The organism is Janthinobacterium silvisoli (assembly GCF_014200725.1).
Lineage (GTDB): Bacteria > Pseudomonadota > Gammaproteobacteria > Burkholderiales > Burkholderiaceae_D > Janthinobacterium.
On record NZ_JACHCL010000004.1, the window covers coordinates 1 to 17802 of the forward strand.

13 protein-coding genes and 3 tRNA genes are annotated in these 17802 nt (G+C 60.4%); 6 read left to right on the forward strand and 10 right to left on the reverse strand.

Annotated features, from left to right (window positions below; all coding sequences use genetic code 11):
- The 8 genes from HDE75_RS19015 to HDE75_RS19050 all read right to left on the reverse strand — a co-directional run.
- Positions 1 to 680 (reverse strand): GTP-binding protein (locus HDE75_RS19015; protein WP_183679863.1); only part of this gene is annotated, 680 nt, incomplete at its 3' end.
- A gap of 101 nt (positions 681 to 781) precedes the next feature.
- Positions 782 to 856 (reverse strand) — tRNA-Thr (locus HDE75_RS19020).
- Positions 857 to 899: 43 nt separating this feature from the next.
- Positions 900 to 973: transfer RNA gene (locus HDE75_RS19025), tRNA-Gly, on the reverse strand.
- A 65-nt stretch (positions 974 to 1038) separates the two neighbouring features.
- A tRNA-Tyr gene (locus HDE75_RS19030) sits at positions 1039 to 1122 on the reverse strand.
- A gap of 222 nt (positions 1123 to 1344) precedes the next feature.
- Positions 1345 to 2991, reverse strand: coding sequence for a tetratricopeptide repeat-containing response regulator (locus HDE75_RS19035; RefSeq protein ID WP_183679861.1), 1647 nt, complete (start codon positions 2989 to 2991; stop codon positions 1345 to 1347).
- A 120-nt stretch (positions 2992 to 3111) separates the two neighbouring features.
- On the reverse strand, positions 3112 to 4713 hold the full coding sequence (locus tag HDE75_RS19040) for a DUF3369 domain-containing protein (protein ID WP_183679859.1): 1602 nt from the start codon (positions 4711 to 4713) through the stop codon (positions 3112 to 3114).
- Between the two features lie 53 nt (positions 4714 to 4766).
- The gene (locus HDE75_RS19045) at positions 4767 to 5846 is read right to left on the reverse strand and encodes a J domain-containing protein (protein ID WP_183679857.1); all 1080 of its coding nucleotides are present in this window, start codon (positions 5844 to 5846) and stop codon (positions 4767 to 4769) included.
- Positions 5847 to 5993: 147 nt separating this feature from the next.
- Positions 5994 to 7145, reverse strand: coding sequence for a class I SAM-dependent methyltransferase (locus tag HDE75_RS19050; RefSeq protein ID WP_183679855.1), 1152 nt, complete (start codon positions 7143 to 7145; stop codon positions 5994 to 5996).
- A 77-nt stretch (positions 7146 to 7222) separates the two neighbouring features.
- Here HDE75_RS19050 and HDE75_RS19055 point away from each other — a divergent pair, with 77 nt between their 5' ends.
- From HDE75_RS19055 to pepF (HDE75_RS19075), 5 genes are all read left to right on the forward strand, one after another.
- Entirely contained in the window at positions 7223 to 8011 is a 789-nt protein-coding gene (locus tag HDE75_RS19055; RefSeq protein ID WP_183679853.1) for an SDR family oxidoreductase, read from the forward strand.
- Positions 8012 to 8084: 73 nt separating this feature from the next.
- Positions 8085 to 8483 carry a dihydroneopterin aldolase gene (locus tag HDE75_RS19060; protein WP_183679851.1) on the forward strand — a complete coding sequence of 133 codons (399 nt, stop codon included), beginning with the start codon at positions 8085 to 8087 and terminating at the stop codon, positions 8481 to 8483.
- Positions 8480 to 9460, forward strand: a complete 981-nt coding sequence (ttcA, locus tag HDE75_RS19065; protein WP_183679849.1) for a tRNA 2-thiocytidine(32) synthetase TtcA — start codon at positions 8480 to 8482, stop codon at positions 9458 to 9460. The genes HDE75_RS19060 and ttcA overlap by 4 nt, the downstream gene beginning before the upstream one ends.
- Before the next feature lie 199 nt (positions 9461 to 9659).
- Positions 9660 to 11567 carry an oligoendopeptidase F gene (gene pepF, locus HDE75_RS19070; protein ID WP_260174225.1) on the forward strand — a complete coding sequence of 636 codons (1908 nt, stop codon included), beginning with the start codon at positions 9660 to 9662 and terminating at the stop codon, positions 11565 to 11567.
- 132 nt (positions 11568 to 11699) lie between these two features.
- Complete coding sequence (pepF, locus tag HDE75_RS19075; protein ID WP_183679847.1) at positions 11700 to 13607, forward strand: oligoendopeptidase F; 1908 nt, start codon at positions 11700 to 11702, stop codon at positions 13605 to 13607.
- A 48-nt stretch (positions 13608 to 13655) separates the two neighbouring features.
- Here pepF (HDE75_RS19075) and HDE75_RS19080 read toward each other — a convergent pair whose 3' ends face one another.
- Positions 13656 to 14564 carry an AraC family transcriptional regulator gene (locus HDE75_RS19080; RefSeq protein ID WP_221291945.1) on the reverse strand — a complete coding sequence of 303 codons (909 nt, stop codon included), beginning with the start codon at positions 14562 to 14564 and terminating at the stop codon, positions 13656 to 13658.
- Between the two features lie 183 nt (positions 14565 to 14747).
- Here HDE75_RS19080 and HDE75_RS19085 point away from each other — a divergent pair, with 183 nt between their 5' ends.
- Positions 14748 to 15761: an alpha/beta hydrolase gene (locus tag HDE75_RS19085; protein ID WP_260174223.1), complete on the forward strand. Its 1014-nt coding sequence runs from the start codon at positions 14748 to 14750 to the stop codon at positions 15759 to 15761.
- A 69-nt stretch (positions 15762 to 15830) separates the two neighbouring features.
- On the opposite strand, the gene kefC is transcribed toward HDE75_RS19085, so the two are convergent.
- The gene (gene kefC, locus HDE75_RS19090; RefSeq protein WP_183679845.1) at positions 15831 to 17663 is read right to left on the reverse strand and encodes a glutathione-regulated potassium-efflux system protein KefC; all 1833 of its coding nucleotides are present in this window, start codon (positions 17661 to 17663) and stop codon (positions 15831 to 15833) included.
- Positions 17664 to 17802: the final 139 nt, after the last annotated feature.

The following is a 17802-nucleotide window of genomic DNA, read 5'->3' on the forward strand; positions in this document are numbered from 1 at the left end:
CCGCGACCCGAGATCGAGAACACGTCTTCTACTGGCATCAGGAAGGCACCGTCAACAGCGCGCTCTGGGGTTGGGATGTAAGCATCCAGCGCATCGGCCAGACGCAGCACTGCGTCCACGCCCATTTCGCCTTCTTGGCCTTCCAGCGCCATACGGGCCGAACCTTTGATGATAGGCAGATCGTCGCCTGGGAAGTCATATTTCGACAACAGCTCGCGCACTTCCATTTCAACCAGTTCCAGCAATTCTGCGTCGTCGACCAGGTCGCACTTGTTCAGGAACACGATGATGTATGGAACGCCAACTTGGCGGGCCAGCAGGATGTGCTCGCGGGTTTGTGGCATTGGGCCGTCTGCTGCGGAGCAAACCAGGATCGCGCCGTCCATTTGTGCTGCGCCGGTGATCATGTTTTTGATGTAGTCGGCGTGGCCTGGGCAGTCAACGTGAGCGTAGTGACGGGTAGCCGTTTCGTACTCAACGTGAGCGGTGTTAATCGTAATACCGCGTGCTTTTTCTTCTGGAGCAGCATCGATCTGGTCGTATGCTTTAGCTTCGCCGCCGAATTTTTTCGACAGTACCGTTGCGATTGCAGCGGTCAGGGTGGTTTTACCGTGGTCGACGTGGCCGATGGTGCCGACGTTAACGTGCGGCTTGGTCCGTTCGAATTTACCTTTTGCCATTTTGAACTCCTAATGATTTGATTAGATTGCTCAGGCACACGCCCGACGGTCTGGTTGAATTTGCTTCTGTTTATTACTTGCTGCGAATTTGCTGCGAATTCTGGTGCCCTTGACGTGGATTGAACACGTGGCCTCTCCCTTACCAAGGGAGTGCTCTACCACTGAGCTACAAGGGCTGTAATTTGTTGCACGCGATGCATCAAGCATCTGAACGGGGACTGGAGCGGGTGAAGGGAATCGAACCCTCGTCGTAAGCTTGGAAGGCTTCTGCTCTACCATTGAGCTACACCCGCGAGGTATCGTTCACTTCATCTTCACTTACTACGACCCAGTTTTCCGTTCAAAAAACCTGAAAACTTGGTGGAGGGGGCTGGATTCGAACCAGCGTACTCGAAAGAACAGATTTACAGTCTGTCGCCTTTAACCACTCGGCCACCCCTCCGCGGGAACCGCAGAGTATGAAGCATCTACTCACAACTGTCAACCTTATTTACTACTGCTTAACTACCGCATTTGCTTATAAAGAAGAAGTTGGCTGCTTCGGGGCGTGATTATAAGCTTCCGATTTGAGAATGTGCAAGGGTTCGAAGAAAATAATCGTAATTTTTTTTGGCCCCTGCCCGCATCCCGCATTTTTCCGTGAATGTCGCCTTGTTGCACCCGGTTACAGGGCGTCAGGCGGATGCATCCAGGCCAGGCCGCGCGGCTTATACTTGCGCAATATCTGCTGATGCAGGCCCGACAGCACTGGCAATTTCGGGTTGCGCGGGTCCAGCCTGCGCACGCCGGCAATAAAGCTCAGGGCCTGCTGGCCCAGGCGTTCATCCCAGCCTTCATGCTCCAGGCATTTCAAGACCGCCACCGCGGCATTGAACACCACTTGCGGATTGTCGGGCAAACGCGTGACGGCTACACGCATCAGCTCGACGGCGCCACGGAAATCGCCTTCGCCCGCCTTGGCGGCGCCGGCAGCGACCATCTCGGCCACTTCCTGGCGGCTTTGCCGCGCCAGCGCCTTGGCCAGCTCTTCACGCCCGCTTTGCTCAAACACGGCCATCGCCTGCGTCATGGCAGCGCTATCGGGTGCATTGCGCATCACTTCACGCATCACTTCGGCGGCGCCCTCTTCGCGGCCATGCGCCAGGCACAGGCGTGCCAATTCCGTCTTGACGGCGTTCGAACCGCCCCCGTCATGCCGGTTGGCCTGCAAGGCAGCATCCAGCGATTCTTCCAGCCGCGCCTGATTGCCCGTGTGGCCATGCAGCATGGCGCTGCACAGGGCGCTGCATAATTCCACGTTCTTCTGGCCCCCCATGCTTCTGTCCAATTCGCGGATCGCGGCGCCTGCCTGCAGCGGATCGCCCTTGCGCACCAGGGTCTGCACCAGGCGCACATGGTCTTCCGGATCGCGGAATTCAGAATACTTGGCTTTGCTGACCACCAGCTTCTGGGCTTTTTCCGCCACTTCCATATCATCGGCCGCCACGGCCGCCTCGGCCAGCCGGCGCAAGCGGCGCACCGCGTGCGGCGACAGCGCCACCGCCTCACCGAGGGTTTGCTGCGCCTCTTGCGGACGGCCCTGGGCCTGATGCGTGCGGGCCAGCCAGTCGTAGGCGTCGAGAAAGCGCTTATTGTTTTCCAGCAAATCTTCCAGCATGGCCTGCGCGGCCGCATACTCGCCGCGCTGGAACAGGGTCTTGGCCTGGCCCAGGCGCGCCCAGCCGATGGCCTTGCTCTCATACAGGGCGGCATAGATAGGCTCAGCCTCGGCCGCCTCACCCAGCAACAAATGCAATTCCGCGCGCAAACGCAGGAAATCGGTGGCATAGCGCGGATACAGGCTGACGCCTTCGCTGCAGGCGGCAATCGCCGCGCGCTCGTTGCCCACGTCGATCAACTGGTACACGGGCACGAAGGCATTGCGCTTGTCCAGCGCGCGGCCGATGCGCTCGAGCATGCGGTCGGCCGTGAACGGTTTGAGGATATAGTCAGTGGGCAAGAGTTCCACGGCGCTGACCACCTTGCCAAAGCTGCCTTCGCCGGTGACCATGAAAAACATGGTCGAGGCGTGGATCAATTTGTGGTGGCGCAAGTCTTCCAGCATCTGCTGGCCATCCTGCCCGCCCTCGAGCGCGTACTCGCACAGGATCAAGTCATAGGATTTGTTGCCCAGCATGCGGATCGCCTGGCCCGAGCCAGCCGCATCATCGATCTTCGCCAGGCCGCACAGGTTGAGCATATTGTGCAGGCTCGAACGCATGCCCGGATGCGGTTCGATAATCAGCGCCGTAAGGCCTTGCAGTTCTTTCATGTCGGTATCCGAAAACTCAGCGGCGCGCCACACTGGTGCGTGGCACCAGACCGCCTGAGGCTGCCGAGTATATGACGGCGCCGCGCACAAGGGAATGGCGCGGCGCAGAAAGCCGCCGTATCAGGGACTGTTGCGCTCAGGATGCCACAGTGCCGGTTCATCGGCGATCAGCTCCAGCAGCGCGGCCACCACTTCCGGATCAAACTGCTTGCCGCTGCGCTCTTCTATATAAGCGCGCACCTGCGGATAGGGCCAGGGTTCCTTGTAGGGCCGTTCGTGCAGCAAGGCATCAAACACGTCGACCACGGCCACGATGCGCGCGGCCAGCGGAATGGCGCGGCCATGCAAGCCCTGCGGATAACCGGCGCCATCAAAATGTTCGTGATGGCTGCCGGCAATCTGCGCGCCATACGTCAGGTAGCTGACGCCATCAACCATATTCGCCGCCCGCTCAAGAATGGTGCGCCCGACGCTGGCATGCAGCTGCATCTGCACCCTTTCCTCATCCGTATGGCGGCCCGGCTTCAGCAGCACGGCGTCTGGGGTAGCGACCTTGCCCACGTCGTGCAATATGCTGGCCAGGCCTATCATGTCGATCAGCTGCGCCGTCAGTTCGTCGGGATAGGCGCCGCGCTGCTGCATGCGGCGGGCGATCGCGTCCGACAATTGCTGTACCCGCCGTACATGGCCGCCCGTGTCGCTGTCGCGAAATTCCGCCAGGTCGGCCAGCGCCACCACGGTCGCTTCCTGCGCCTTGCGCAACTGGCCGAACATATACAGGTTGTCGAAGGCGGCGGCGATACGCTGGCAAAAAACTTCCAGCAGATCGCGCTGGATTTGCGCCAGCGGCCACGGCGGCGTGACGGAAATGGCCAGTTCGCGCTTGCTTTCCGTATGGATAAACAACACATTGGCCGGATGCTCGAACTGGCTGCGCTTTTCGGCGAAGGCCTTGTCGATGGTGGACGTGAGCGCATGGTCGGGCGGCATATTGGCGGCGTCAGCCAGTGCGGCATAGGAACCGGTGGCGGCCACCACTTCGGGCCGTCCGGAGCCGCACTGCATCAGGCACAGCACACCATCGGCACCCACGTCGAGGATGGCGCTGACCTGGTTCAGTACGCCGGAAGCAAATTCGCGCAAGGAATGGATCTGGTACAGATTGGTGGCGCCCGCCAGGATCTTGCCCAAGCCGATGCGGCTGCGCTCGAGCATCATCAGGCTTTCATAGGCGCGCAGGGCTGAAATTACCGTGGTAAACAGCTTTTGCGTGGTCAGCTCGGTCTTGGCCTTGTAATCGTTGATATCGTATTCAATGATCACGCGCTGCTCGGGCGCCTGGCCCGGCTGGCCCGTACGCAGCACCACGCGCACGATGGCGTTGTTCAGCTCGGCGCGGATACGCCTGGCAAGTATCAGGCCCGCGTCATCCGTTTCCATCACCACGTCGAGCAGCACCAGCGCGATATCTGGCGTGCTGCGCAAGATTTCGTAGGCTTCCTGGCCGCTATAGGCGGAAAACAATTCCAGCTCGCGCCCCTTGAAGCTGACGTTGCGCAGCGCCAGCCGCGTGACGGCATGCACATCGACATCATCATCGACGATCAGCACGCGCCACAGGCGCTGCTCAGGTGCTGTCAGCCCAGTGGGAGCGGCCGCTGGTTCATCCTCGTCGAGCAGCCAATTATCATCTGCATCTGCATCGGCATTGCGGTCAGTCATGGGGGCTCCTGATGGATGGATACGATGATAAATCCTTATCAAGGATAATCAGATTAGATGCTGCTTACAACAGGATTCTGTACACCGTCTGGTAGCGCAGGCGAGACGGGCGGCGGGCTCGGGACAGCGCTGACCGGCTTGGCCGCGCAGCCATCGGCGCCCGGGGCCAGCGACTGGTAGCGCACTTCATATTTGCCTGCGCTCAGTTGTTCCACGTTTAGCTTATCGTGCGCCAGGATATACAGGTAACGTACATTCGAGCGCCGCTCCAGGTCGTACAGTTTGACGAAGACAGGCGCTGCATTCGCGCTATTGTCGAGCATCAATTCCAGTTCGTTGCCTTTGTTACTGACAGGGAATCCATCCACATACCCGGACTGGCGCGGCCACGGTTCGCCATTCGGCGCCACCAGGGCTTGCGCTTGCGCCTGGCTTGGGCCATCGCAGCCCGCCTGACTGTTGCTCAGGATCAGCTGCGACACGGCCAGCACCTTGATCTCGGGCGCCTTGGTCTGCACCGGTTCCGGCGCGGAGAGCTTGCCCACCGCCCAGCTGTCGACGGCCAGCGCTTCCGTCTTCGGCGCTGGCGGCGAGCTGTTATCAGCATCGCCGGGCTTGACGCCATCACGAGCCAGGCCATTCCAGGCCGAAGCCAGTGCGACGGGTACGGTGGGCGGGTAACCCTGCATCAGCACGGCGGCCAGCCAGCCCAGCAGCAGGCAGCCGCTTAAACTCAGCCACCAGCGCCAGTTGCGCCAGGTGGTTCGGCCCCGGCGGCGCGGTCCGCCTTTTGGCGACGGCACATCTTGCGCCCAGCTTTGCGGCTGTGACGCGGCCTGGTCCTTGGGCCGGCCATTTTTGTGTTTAGCGTCTTCCTGCTGGGTACTTTCCAGCCAGGCGATTTCCCACTCCTCGGCTGCGATCCACTCATCGTGTTCGCGGCGCCGCTGCGGATCGGACAAGATGCCATAGGCGCTATTGAGAATCGCCATGATGCGGGCCGCCTTCTCGTCGCCGGGATTCTTGTCGGGATGGTATTTCTGGCTGAGGGCCTTGTACGCGGCACGTATGACTTCCTGCGGCGCCAGGCGCGCCACTTTCAGGTTGTCATAGTGTGTATGTATCTTTCCCATCGTTTTATCTTGAAATCGGTGCGCGGCGACGGGTGCTGGTGAGTGGAAACCGTGCTTTATCAAGCATCATATACGAAATGACAAGATAATAACCGTCTGAGCCAGCGAAAATGCAGGACTGGGCTGCGTCCTGCACTCCTGATCGGCTTACAAACGATGCGAGCGGTCACCCGACAACAAGCTATCCGGCAATGCCACCTGGTGGCCCACCACCAGTACCTTGAACAGTTCGCCCATCTCGGCAGGCGACAGCAGTTTTTGCACGGCGCTGGCCTGCGGCAGATACGTCTGGACCTTGAGCGGATCGCTGCGCAGCAGCAAGTCACCGATGCCCGCCCCTAGCAAAAAAGCTGCCTGGCTCATATAGCTGAGCACATCGAGACCTGCTTCCTGCGCCGCCACGGCCATGGCCGTGAAGTCGACGTGGGCCGTAATGTCTTGCAAGCCGGGCAGATAAAACGGTTCCGCGTGGGCATGGTGGCGGTAATGGCACATCAGGGTGCCGGTGGCGCGCTGTACAAAATAATATTCGTGCGCCGGGAAACCATAGTCGAACAGCACCGCCGCACCGCCCTTGCCACTGGTCAGCATGCGCGCCAGCGAACGCATGAAGCCACAGGCCACGCCGTGGATTTCGCTGACATAGCCGACCGGCAAGTCGTCCGCCTCGGGCACCTGGGCGGCGATCTGCGCCGCCACTTCGCCGCTGGCGGGGCGCTCGATCCAGACGAACTTGCCATCGGCAATGCCGACGTCAAGCTCGCACCAGCCGGCGGGCGTCTTGCTGATCAGGTTGACGGGCATGGCGTCCAGCACTTCATTGCCGAACACGGCGCCTTCGAACGATTCCGGGAAACCATCGAGCCACACCACTTGCGGAAACGCCGCCAGCGCCAGCTCCTGGCGCGCGCGCAGTTCGCCGGACAGTTCGACGATCGCATATTGCTCAATTGAAATGCCGGCACTGGCCGCCTCCGTCAGGATATCGAAGGCCAGCTTGCCCGTGCCGGCGCCGAATTCGAGGATGCGCGGGGCCGTTTGCGCCATAATAGCGGCTGCTACATGGGCCAGGCTGGCGCCGAACAGGGGCGAGATTTCCGGCGCGGTTGTAAAATCGCCATCCTTGCCCAGCTTCGCGGCGCCGCCGCTGTAATAGCCGAGGTCAGGCGCATACAGCGCCAGCTCCATGAAGCGGACAAAGGGAATGGCGCCGTCATTGCGCGCGATTTCAGCGGCAATCAGGTGCTGCAAGGCATGGGACGCGGCCAGCGCGTCGCTATCGGGTTCGGGTAGGGACATTCCGGCATTGTAGCGAATCGGCGGCGCTTGCCGCCAGTCATGGCCCGTACACCTCACTCTCAACTATTAGCAAAGACATGAATCAAGCAAGCACAACGCCCTTAGCCAGCCCCCCGCGCGTCGCCCTCGTCACGGGCGCGGCGCGCCGCATCGGCCGCGCCATCGCGCTGGGCCTGGCGCGCGACGGCTGGGATATTGCCGTGCATTACCGCGCATCACGCGACGAAGCGCTCGCGCTGGTGGCGGAAATTACCGCGCTGGGCCGGCGCGCCCACGCCTTCCCGTGCGACCTGGCGCAGGAAAGCGCCGTACGCCAGCTGCTGCCCCAGGTGCAAGCCGCACTGGGCGCCGTGACTTGCGTGGTCAATAACGCATCGTTGTTTGAATACGACAACGCCGCCGATTTCTCGGTGGCCGCGCTGGACGCCCATATGCACGCCAACCTGGCGGCGCCCGTGCTGCTGGCGCAAGCCTTATATCAGGCCACGCCAGAAGGCGAACAAGCGGTTGTCATCAACTTGCTGGACCAAAAACTGTACAATCTCAATCCTGATTTTTTGTCCTACACATTATCCAAGGCGGCGCTCCTGTCGGCGACCACCATGCTGGCCCAGGCACTGGCGCCCAAGGTGCGCGTGGTCGGCATCGCGCCCGGTATCACCATGGTGTCCGGCGAGCAGACAGAAGCGAACTTTGCCACGGCGCACGAAAATACGCCGCTGGGCCGTTCCAGCACGCCGCAAGATGTTGCCGACAGCGTCTGTTATGTGGCTGGCGCGCGCGCACTGACGGGCACCACCTTGCTGGTCGATGGCGGCCAGCACTTGATCGGCCTGCCGCGCGACGTGATGTTCCTGGCCAAATAAGAGTCAATAAAAAAGCGATCTACCGAATATCCGTAAAAAATTAGCATTCCAGCATTCCCTAAAAGGTAAAACTATGTCGTCCGCCCTGTCTCACCCCCGCTTGGCCGATTGCCGCCGGCTATTCCTGCGCAATTACGAAGTCCTCATCAATATCGGTGTCTACGACTTCGAAAAAAAGGGCGAGCAGCGCGTCCTCATCAACGTCGACCTGTACATACCCCTGGCCCTGTCGACGCCGAAAGATGACCAGCTGGAAGAAGTGGTCGATTACGATTTCATGCGCGAAACCATCGCCAGGCGCATGGCGCAAGGCCATGTGCAATTGCAGGAAAGCCTGGTCGACGATGTGCTGGCCGCCATGCTGGCCCACCCGCAGGTGCGCGCCGCGCGCGTCTCGTCGATGAAACCGGATGTGTATCCCGACTGCGAAGGCGTGGGCGTGGAAGTATTCCAAATCAAGGATGATGTATGAACGATATGAACAACAGCGCCGTACTGGATACGGCAGAGACGGCCGTCGCCATCCCAGCGAACCCGGAAGCGCAGCAGGCTGCGAAGAAAAAGGCGGAAAAGATCGCCCTGGAAAACAACAAGCTGCACAAGCGCTTGTGCCGCCTGGTGGGCCAGGCCATCGGCGACTTCAATATGATCGAAGAAGGCGACAAGGTGATGGTGTGCCTGTCGGGTGGCAAGGATAGCTACGCCCTGCTGGACATTCTGATGACCTTGCGCGAACGCGCACCGATTCACTTCGATATCGTGGCCGTCAACCTGGACCAGAAGCAGCCGAACTTCCCGCCGGAAATCCTGCCGGCCTACCTGACGGAACTGGGCGTGGCTTTCCACATCGAAAACCAGGATACCTACAGCATCGTCAAGCGGCTTATACCGGAAGGCAAGACCACCTGCTCGCTATGCTCGCGTCTGCGCCGCGGCATCTTGTACCGCGTGGCCGATGAGCTGGGCGCGACCAAGATCGCCCTGGGCCACCACCGCGATGACATCCTGGAAACCTTTTTCCTGAATATGTTCTTCGGCGGAAAACTGAAAGGCATGCCGGCCAAGCTGCAATCGGATGACGGCAAGCACATCGTCATCCGTCCGATGGCCTATGTGAAGGAAGCCGACACGCAGCGTTATGCGGAAGTCAAAGGCTTCCCCATCATTCCATGCGATTTGTGCGGTTCGCAGGAAAACCTGCAGCGCAAGCAGATCAAGGCCATGATGCGCGACTGGGACAAGAAATTCCCTGGCCGCGTGGAAAGCATCTTCTCTTCGCTGGCCAACGTGGCGCCATCGCATTTGATGGACCCGAAACTGTATGGTTTCAAGGATTTGAAGGCCGATGGCGTGGCCAGCCCGCTGGGTGATATCGCTTTCGATGAAGAACCGTGCGCGACGCCGTCGCCGTTTGGCGCGACGATTAGCTTGCAAGCAATAACGGACTAACAACGGACTAATCATCCCGCTAATTAGCTGACTGACACGCCCTGTTGTTTCGCCGCCACCGTCCTGGTGGCGGCGTCATTTCCGCACCACATTTTCCCTCGTTTGATGTACCGTAAGTAGCTCTGCCGGTGCAGCCTGCCACACGCATCCCTGCCCCGCGGACCGCTAATATCCTTCCGATAACCTTACTGGAACATCCATGACGTCATCCGCACTCAAGCGCCCCTTGTTTACCATGCTGGCCCTCAGCCTGGCCATCTCCTCGGCCTTTGCCGCCGCGCCGACGCCCGAGCCTACCTCTGCGTCCGTAGCGATAGAGCAGCCAGCCGACCGCTGGGACTTGAGCGAACTGTATAAAAGCCAGGCCGATTTCGACGCCGACGCCACCAAGCTGTCGGCGCAGCTCAAGCAACTGGCAGCGTACAAGGGACAGCTGGGCGCCTCATCGGCCCGTTTGAAAAGCGCGCTCGACCTGTATGCGGATGCACGCAAACGTATCAACCTGTTGAATGTGTACGCCTCGCAATACTATGACCAGGACACGGGCGACAATACGGGCAATCAGCTGAACCAGCGCGCCGCCTTGATGAACAATGAATTCGGCCAGGCCGCTGCCTTCATACAGCCGGAAATCCTCACCATCGGCGCCAAACGCATCCAGGCCATGCTGGCCCAGGACAAGGGCTTGCAGCTGTACCGCTTCCAGCTGGACAACATCTTGCGCAATGCACCGCATACCCTGGACGCGGCCGGCGAACAACTGATCTCGCAATTTGGCCTGGCGACGGGCTCGGCAGGTTCCATCTACCAGACTTTGTCCAGCTCGGAAATCCCGTGGCCGACCGTGACCTTGTCGGACGGCACCCAGGTCAAGCTGGACCAGGCTGCCTACACGCAATACCGCGAACAGGGTAACCGCGCCGACCGCAAGCTGGTGTTCGATGCCTTCTGGGGCAAGTGGAAGGAATTCGAGCGTACCTTTGGCGAAACCCTGTACGGCCAGCTGAAAAGCGATGCCGCTTATGCCAAGGTCCATCACTACCCTGATTCACAAACGGCGGCGCTCGATGGCGACCATTTGCCGCCAGCCGTCTACCAGACCCTGATCGCCCAGACCAATGCCAACCTGCCGACCCTGCACCGCTACCTGAAACTGCGCGCGCGCATGCTGGGCATCAAGGACCTGGCCTATTACGACCTGTATCCACCGCTGATCCACAGCGACCAGACCTTCCCGCTGGCCGATGGCAAGAAAATGATGCTGGACGCCGTAGCGCCACTGGGACCGGACTATGTCAAAACCCTGGACGCCGCCGTCAATGCGCGCTGGATGGATGCCTATCCACGTCCGCGCAAGACCTCGGGCGCGCACATGATCGGCGAAGCGTATGACGTCCATCCGTATGTGCTGCTCAATTACACGGGCAACTATGAATCGGCCACCACCCTGGCCCACGAATGGGGCCACGCCATGCACTCGGTGCTGGCCAACAAGGCGCAGCCGGCGATCTACGCGTCCTACAGCACCTTTGTGGCGGAAATTGCTTCGACCACCAATGAAGCGCTGCTGCTCGACGAGCGCCTGAAACAAGCCAAGAATGACGACGAGCGTTTGCTGTACCTGGGTGCGGCGCTGGAAGGCTTGCGCGGCACCTACTTCCGCCAGGCCATGCTGGCCGAATTCGAAGCGGCCATCCACGCCAAGGTAGACAAGGGCGAAGCGCTGACGGGCGAGGAAATTTCCAGCATCTATGGCGGCATCCTCAAGCGCTACCACGGCGAAGCGCAAGGCGTGATGAAGGTCGACCCGCTGTACACCGTGGAATGGGCCTACATTCCGCACTTCTACAACGCTTTCTATGTGTTCCAGTACGCCACCTCGATCGCCGCGGCACAGGAATTCTCGCAGCGCATCCTGGCCAAGGAACCGGGCGCGCTGGCCGCTTACCTGAAGATGCTCAGCTCGGGCGGCTCGGCCTACCCGTATGACCTGGTGAAAGCAGCCGGCGTCGACCTGGCCTCGCCGAAACCGTACCAGGCACTGGCAGCGCGCATGAACAGCATCATGGACCAGATCGAAGCGATCGAAAGCAAGCGCGGCAAGTAAGCTGGCATATCAGCAAATCAAACGGGGAACGCCATGGCGGCTCCCCGTTTTTTTTCATCCCCGGGATGTACTACGCATGGCCTTACCCCGGCGGACAGCCATATATTAATCATCCAAGCACTCACCGGAACTATGACAACTACCGCGCTCAAGCGCCCTATGCTTGCCTTGCTGGCCATCAGCCTGGCGCTTTCCTGTACCTTCCCGGCCAGCGCCGCACCAAGTGAGGCCACGGCGCAAGTCCAGGCCGGCCACAGCGCCAACAGCTGGGATCTTTCCGATCTGTACCAGACCCCGGCAGGCTTCGACAGCGACGCCAGCAAGCTGGAGGCGCAATTACAGCAGTTTGCCGGCTGCAAGGGACAACTGGGCGCATCGCCGGCGCGCCTGAAAAGCTGCCTGGACCTGTACAGCGAGGTGCACAAACGCCTGGACCGGCTGAAGATGTACGCCTCGCTGTATTTTTACCAGGATACCGGCGACAAGCTGGGCAACCAGCTGAACCAGCACGCCGACCTGCTGGACAATCAATTCAGCCAGGCCACTGCCTTCGTGCAGCCGGAAATACTGGCGCTGGGCGCCAAACGCGTACACGCCATGCTGGCCAGGGACAAGGGTCTGGGCCCGTACCGCTTGCAGCTGGACACTATCCTGCGCAATGCGCCGCATACGCTCGATGCCGCCGGCGAACAGCTGGTGTCGCAATTTGGCCTGGCGACCGGTTCGGCCAGCGCCATCTACCAGACACTGTCGAGCTCAGAAATGCCATGGTCGACCATCAAGCTGTCCGATGGCACCGAAGCGACGATCGACCTGACTGCGTATGAACAATACCGCGAAGTGAGCAACCGCGCCGACCGCAAGCTGGTACTCGACACTTACTGGGGCAAATGGAAGCAATTCGAGCATACCTTTGGCGAAACCCTGTACGGTAAGCTGAAAACCGACGCCGCCTATGCCAAGGTGCGCCACTACCCGGACTCGCAGACGGCCGCGCTCGATGCCGACCATCTGCCGCCGGCGGTCTACCAGACCCTGATCGCCCAGACCAACGCCAACCTGCCAACGCTGCACCGCTACTTCAGGCTGCGTGCACGCATGCTGGGCATCAAGGACATGGCGTATTACGACCTCTACCCGCCGCTGGTCAACAGCACGCGCACGTTCACGCTGGCAGAGAGCAAGCAGATGATGCTGGCCGCGGTGGCGCCGCTGGGAGCGGACTACGTCAAGACGCTGAGCGCAGCCGTCAATGCGCGCTGGATGGACGTCTATCCGTCGCCGCACAAATTACCTGCCGCGCTCACGCTTGGCGACGCCTATGATGTGCATCCCTATGTGCTGCTGAACTACACCGGCAACTATGCATCGGTCACCACCATGACCCATGAATGGGGCCACGCAATGCACTCGGTGCTGTCGAACAAGGCACAGCCGGCCATGTATGCCCCCTACAGCATCTTCATCGCTGAAATCGCCTCGACCACCAACGAGGCGCTGCTGCTGGAGCATCAATTGACAGTAGCCAGGGATGACGACGAACGCCTGCTGTACCTGGGCGAGGCGCTCGATGAACTGCGCGGCGTCTTCTTCCGCCAGGCCATGTTCGCTGAATTCGAAGCGGCCATCCACGCCAAAGTGGATCAGGGCGTAGCGCTGACCGGCGCGCAAATCAGCGCTATCTACCTCGACCTGCTCAAGCGCTACCACGGCGTAGCCCAGGGCGTTATGACAATCGATCCGCTATACAGCGTCGAATGGGCCTACCTGCCGCACTTCTATGAAAACTTTTATGTGTTCAAGTACGCCACCTCGATCGCCGCGGCACAAGAGTTTGCGCAGCGCATACTGGCCAATACACCGGGCGCGCGCGAGGCTTACCTGAAGATGCTGTCCTCGGGCAGTTCGGCCGATCCGTATGCGCTGGTCAAGGCGGCCGGCGTCGACCTGGCGACACCGCAGCCGTACCAGGCGCTGGCCGCGCGCATGAACAGCATCATGGACCAGATCGAAGCGATTGAAAGCCGGCGCGGCAAGTAAGCTGGCGTATCAGCAAACCAAACGGGGACGCCATGGTGGAAGCTGTGCTTAGTTGTCCTGGCGCCCCCGAAATACCTCGCCATCGCCACTCGGAGGGCGTCCAAAAAAACGCCGGTATTCGCGGCTGAATTGAGAAGGGCTGTCGTAACCGACCGCATGGCCAACCTCGGCGACACCCCGGTGAGAAGACACCAGTAATGAGCGTGCGATCTGCAGCCGAACCTGCTTTTGGAATTGCATCGGACTCAGGGATGTCACGGCCAGGAAATGCCGGTGGAAGGACGTCATGCTCATGCCCGCTATGCTGGCCAGGTCTTCGATCAGGATGGGCTCAGCATAGTGGCTCCGAATCCACTTGATGGCACGCGATATCTGCATGGTGCGGCTGTCTGAACGGCCAAGCTGCCGCACCATTGCGCCTTGCTCCCCATTCATGAGCCGCCACAAGATTTCGCGTTCAATCGACTGCGCTAAAACGGGAATATCGTCTGGGCGGTCCAGCAGCCTGACGAGCCGGACGACTGGATCAAGCAAATCACCACTCAAGTCGCTGACGGCAATGCCGCGCTGCTCAGGGAATTTTTCCGGCGCAGCATTGCTTTCCAATAGTAGCGACGCTATGAGCTCGGGTTTCAAGGCCAGTCCGATGCCCAGCAGAGGTTCTTCTTCGCTCGCCTCGATCACATTGGAACTCAGCGGCAAATCAACCAGATAAATAAGATATTGGCCTGGGGAGTAGCGGAAGACATGTTCACCCAGCACAAGCTGCTTGCTTCCCTGTACCACCAGCGCCAAGGCAGGTTCACTCATGTATAGCACAGGCTGGGTCGGCATTGTATAGGACGACAACACCAGGTTGGGCAGTGTGGGGCGCGCTGCATACGGCGCCGCATGCCGAAGGATGAGCTCCCTTAACTCATCCCTCAACTCATCCATCAAGTGGGTGTTCTCTCGCATGCCATCACTATACCCCGCATGCAAGCAGCCGCGTGCATGGCAAAAGAAACTTTGGAAGGATTATGCATGCCTCTGGTTGTTTCGATCTACCTCTGCACATCGCTGCCCTTTTAGACTGTCGTCAATGCCAGTCGTCTGGTTTCAGACGGAGCATGCATCTCAACCACGCTTGGAGGGCTCTATATGGAGCGCCGAACCTTTCTCAAAAGCACCATCATTGCTTCGTCAGCCATTGCGCTCAAGGTGCTGGCGGAATCTCAACCCTTTAGGAGAGTCAGCATGAAACAACACGCCGTAACATTTGAAAGTGCCGGTCTCAAACTTGCCGGTATTCTGTATATCCCGGATGCGCTGCCAACTGCGGCGAGTCCGGCCATCGTCGTCAGCCACCCCGCCAGCGGGGTAAAAGAGCAGACCGCCGGCTTATACGCCAGGCATCTCGCAGAACAAGGCTTCATTACGCTCGCCTTCGATGCCGCGTATAACGGCGAAAGTGCCGGCGAACCACGCGGCCTGGAAGATCCCGCACATCGTGTTGAGGATATCAAGTCCGCAGTCTCTTTCTTGACTACCCGTGCCGAGATCGATCCCGCGCGCATAGGCTTGCTGGGCATTTGCGCCTCTGGCGGCTATGCCATCCCGGCGGCGGCAACAGACCATAGGATCAAGGCAGTTGCCACCGTCAGTGGCGTCGATGTCGGTACTTTCTTCCGGCAGGGCTATGACGGGAAACAGTCTCCCGCAGTACTCCAGGCCATGCTGGATAACGCTGCGAAGGCACGCACTGCCGAAGCGCGTGGCGAAGGCCCCCAGTCCTTTCCGATCTTTCCAGATACCGAAGCCGCCGCGCGGGCGCTTGGTCAATACAATTACGAAGGATGGGAATACTACGCAACTGCCCGCGCCTATCATCCTAGGTCGACCAAGCGCATGCCCTGGATCAGCGTCGACAAGATGGCGACCTTCGAAGCCTTCCGCTACATTGACTTGATCGCGCCACGCCCGTTGCTGGCCATCGTCGGCACCAAAGCCGACACCAAATGGATGGCAGAAGAGGCATTGCCAAAAGCGGGGGAGCCGAAGGAACTGTTCTGGATAGAGGGCGCGAGTCACGTCGACCTGTATGACAAGGAGCAGTACGTCACGCCAGCGGTTGCCAAGATGGCCGATTTCTATCGTAAGAACCTGATCGGCTGACCCGCACGGTTTGATCTCAAGCAATGAGATCAAACCGTGCGCACAAGTCAGTTCCAAGCTGGCCCGGCATCATTCTCCAGCAGCCGGTGGTGCGGATCCCGCCTTATCCGCTTCCTCGGCCGCATAGGCAGCCGCATCGCCTTCAAACATATCTTCCAGTTCCTCGCGCGCCTGGCGTGCCAGCGACAACACTTTTTGCTGGTCCTGGAAGTGCGGCGCTACTGCCAGCAGGGTTTTCAGGTTGTGCGCGCGGAAGATGGCGGCTGCGCGGTGCGCCCGCTCGGGCGGATACCCCACTTGCAGCAAGGTCTGTTCGCCCAGCAGCAGCGCCGCCTCGAAGGTTTCGCGTTCGATCAGGGTCACGCCCCGCTTCATCAATTCATAGTAATGCGTGACGTTGCGCGCCCGCGCCAGTATCGTCAGCTGCGGCAGGCGCAGCCGCACGGCGTCGACCAGGGCCAGGCTGTCATCGGCATTGTCGATGGCGATCACCAGCGCCTTCGCCTTTTCAATCCCGGCCGCCACCAGCAAGTCCACCCGCGTGGCGTCGCCATAAAACACCTTGAAACCGAACTTGCGCAGCAGGTCGATCTGGTCCGGGTCGTGATCGAGCACCGTCACGCCGATCTTGTTGGCCGCCAGCAAACGGCCGATGATCTGGCCGAAGCGGCCGAAACCGGCGATGACGATGGGATTATCCTGTGCCTCGATATGGTCATCGGGCCGGCGTTTCTTTTCGCCTTGAAAACGGGGCGCCACGAACTTGTCGTGCAAGAGCAGCAGCAAGGGCGTGGCCACCATCGACAAGGTAACGACTACCACCAGCAGGGCCCCCGTCTCCGGCGCAAATACGTGCGCGGCCACCGCCGTGGCGAACACCACGAAGGCAAACTCGCCGCCCTGCGACAGCAGCAGCGCAAAGAACAGCTGCTGGCCACGGGGAATGTCGAACAGCTTGGACAAGCCATATAGCAAGGCTATCTTGATGGCCAGCAGGCCTGCCACCAGCGCCAGGATCAACAGCGGCTGCGCGCGCAGCACACCGAAATCGACGGACATGCCGACGGCAATGAAAAACAGGCCCAGCAGCAGGCCCTTGAACGGTTCCAGGTCGCTGATCAGCTCATGCCGGTATTCCGAATCGGCCAGCAGCACGCCGGCAACAAACGTCCCCAGCGCCATCGACAAGCCCACCGATTCCATCAGCACGCAGATGGCGATCACCAGCAGCAGCGCAAAGGCCGTGAAGATTTCGCGCAATTCCGTTTTGGCGATAAAGCGCAGGATGGGATTGACGAGGAAGCGCCCGCCGATCACCAGCGCCGCCAGCACGCCGGCCAGCTTGGCCACGCGCAGCCAGCCCGGTTCGCCCGCGTGCGTGACCAGGCCGCCGAGCAGCGGCACCAGCGCGATCATGGGAATGGCCGCGACATCCTGGAACAGCAAGATGGAAAAGCCGGCGGAACCGGCCGGGGTGGACATCAGCTTGCGCTCGCCCAGGGTGGCCAGCACGATGGCCGTCGACGACAGCGACAAGCCCAGCGCCCCGACCAGCGCCGTGCGCCAATCCACGCCAAAGGCCATGGCCACGGCGCACAAGCCCGCGCTGACGAGCGCCACCTGCGCCCCGCCCCAGCCAAAGATGGGCCGGCGCAGCAGCCACAAGCGCCTCGGCTCCAGCTCCAGGCCAATTAAAAACAGCAGCAGCACCACGCCGAATTCGGAAAAATCGAGGATGACTTCGACATTGCTGATCAAGCCCAGGCCCCACGGTCCGATGATGACGCCGGCCACCAGGTAGCCCAGCACGGCGCCCATGCCCAGCCGCTTGGCCAGCGGCACCATGACGATGGCGGCGACCAGGTAAAACAAGAGATTAATTAAAAAGCCGTGGTGTTCCATAGGAGTAATCCGGGAAAACATATGTAAAACGTCATGATGCCTGAAGTCGTCGCTGATCACAGAATTTGCAGAATCAGGCAATCTTCGCACAGCTTTGGTCTACCGCCAGCCAGGCGCACAGGTTCAAGATGGAACCCTG

Coding starts and splice junctions, on each gene's coding strand:
- HDE75_RS19035 (WP_183679861.1), bottom strand. CDS start 2,991: ATGAAAGAACTGCAAGGCCTTACGGCGCTGATTATCGAACCGCATCCG.
- HDE75_RS19040 (WP_183679859.1), bottom strand. CDS start 4,713: ATGACTGACCGCAATGCCGATGCAGATGCAGATGATAATTGGCTGCTC.
- HDE75_RS19045 (WP_183679857.1), bottom strand. CDS start 5,846: ATGGGAAAGATACATACACACTATGACAACCTGAAAGTGGCGCGCCTG.
- HDE75_RS19050 (WP_183679855.1), bottom strand. CDS start 7,145: ATGTCCCTACCCGAACCCGATAGCGACGCGCTGGCCGCGTCCCATGCC.
- HDE75_RS19055 (WP_183679853.1), top strand. CDS start 7,223: ATGAATCAAGCAAGCACAACGCCCTTAGCCAGCCCCCCGCGCGTCGCC.
- HDE75_RS19060 (WP_183679851.1), top strand. CDS start 8,085: ATGTCGTCCGCCCTGTCTCACCCCCGCTTGGCCGATTGCCGCCGGCTA.
- ttcA (WP_183679849.1), top strand. CDS start 8,480: ATGAACGATATGAACAACAGCGCCGTACTGGATACGGCAGAGACGGCC.
- pepF (WP_260174225.1), top strand. CDS start 9,660: ATGACGTCATCCGCACTCAAGCGCCCCTTGTTTACCATGCTGGCCCTC.
- pepF (WP_183679847.1), top strand. CDS start 11,700: ATGACAACTACCGCGCTCAAGCGCCCTATGCTTGCCTTGCTGGCCATC.
- HDE75_RS19080 (WP_221291945.1), bottom strand. CDS start 14,564: ATGCGAGAGAACACCCACTTGATGGATGAGTTGAGGGATGAGTTAAGG.
- HDE75_RS19085 (WP_260174223.1), top strand. CDS start 14,748: ATGGAGCGCCGAACCTTTCTCAAAAGCACCATCATTGCTTCGTCAGCC.
- kefC (WP_183679845.1), bottom strand. CDS start 17,663: ATGGAACACCACGGCTTTTTAATTAATCTCTTGTTTTACCTGGTCGCC.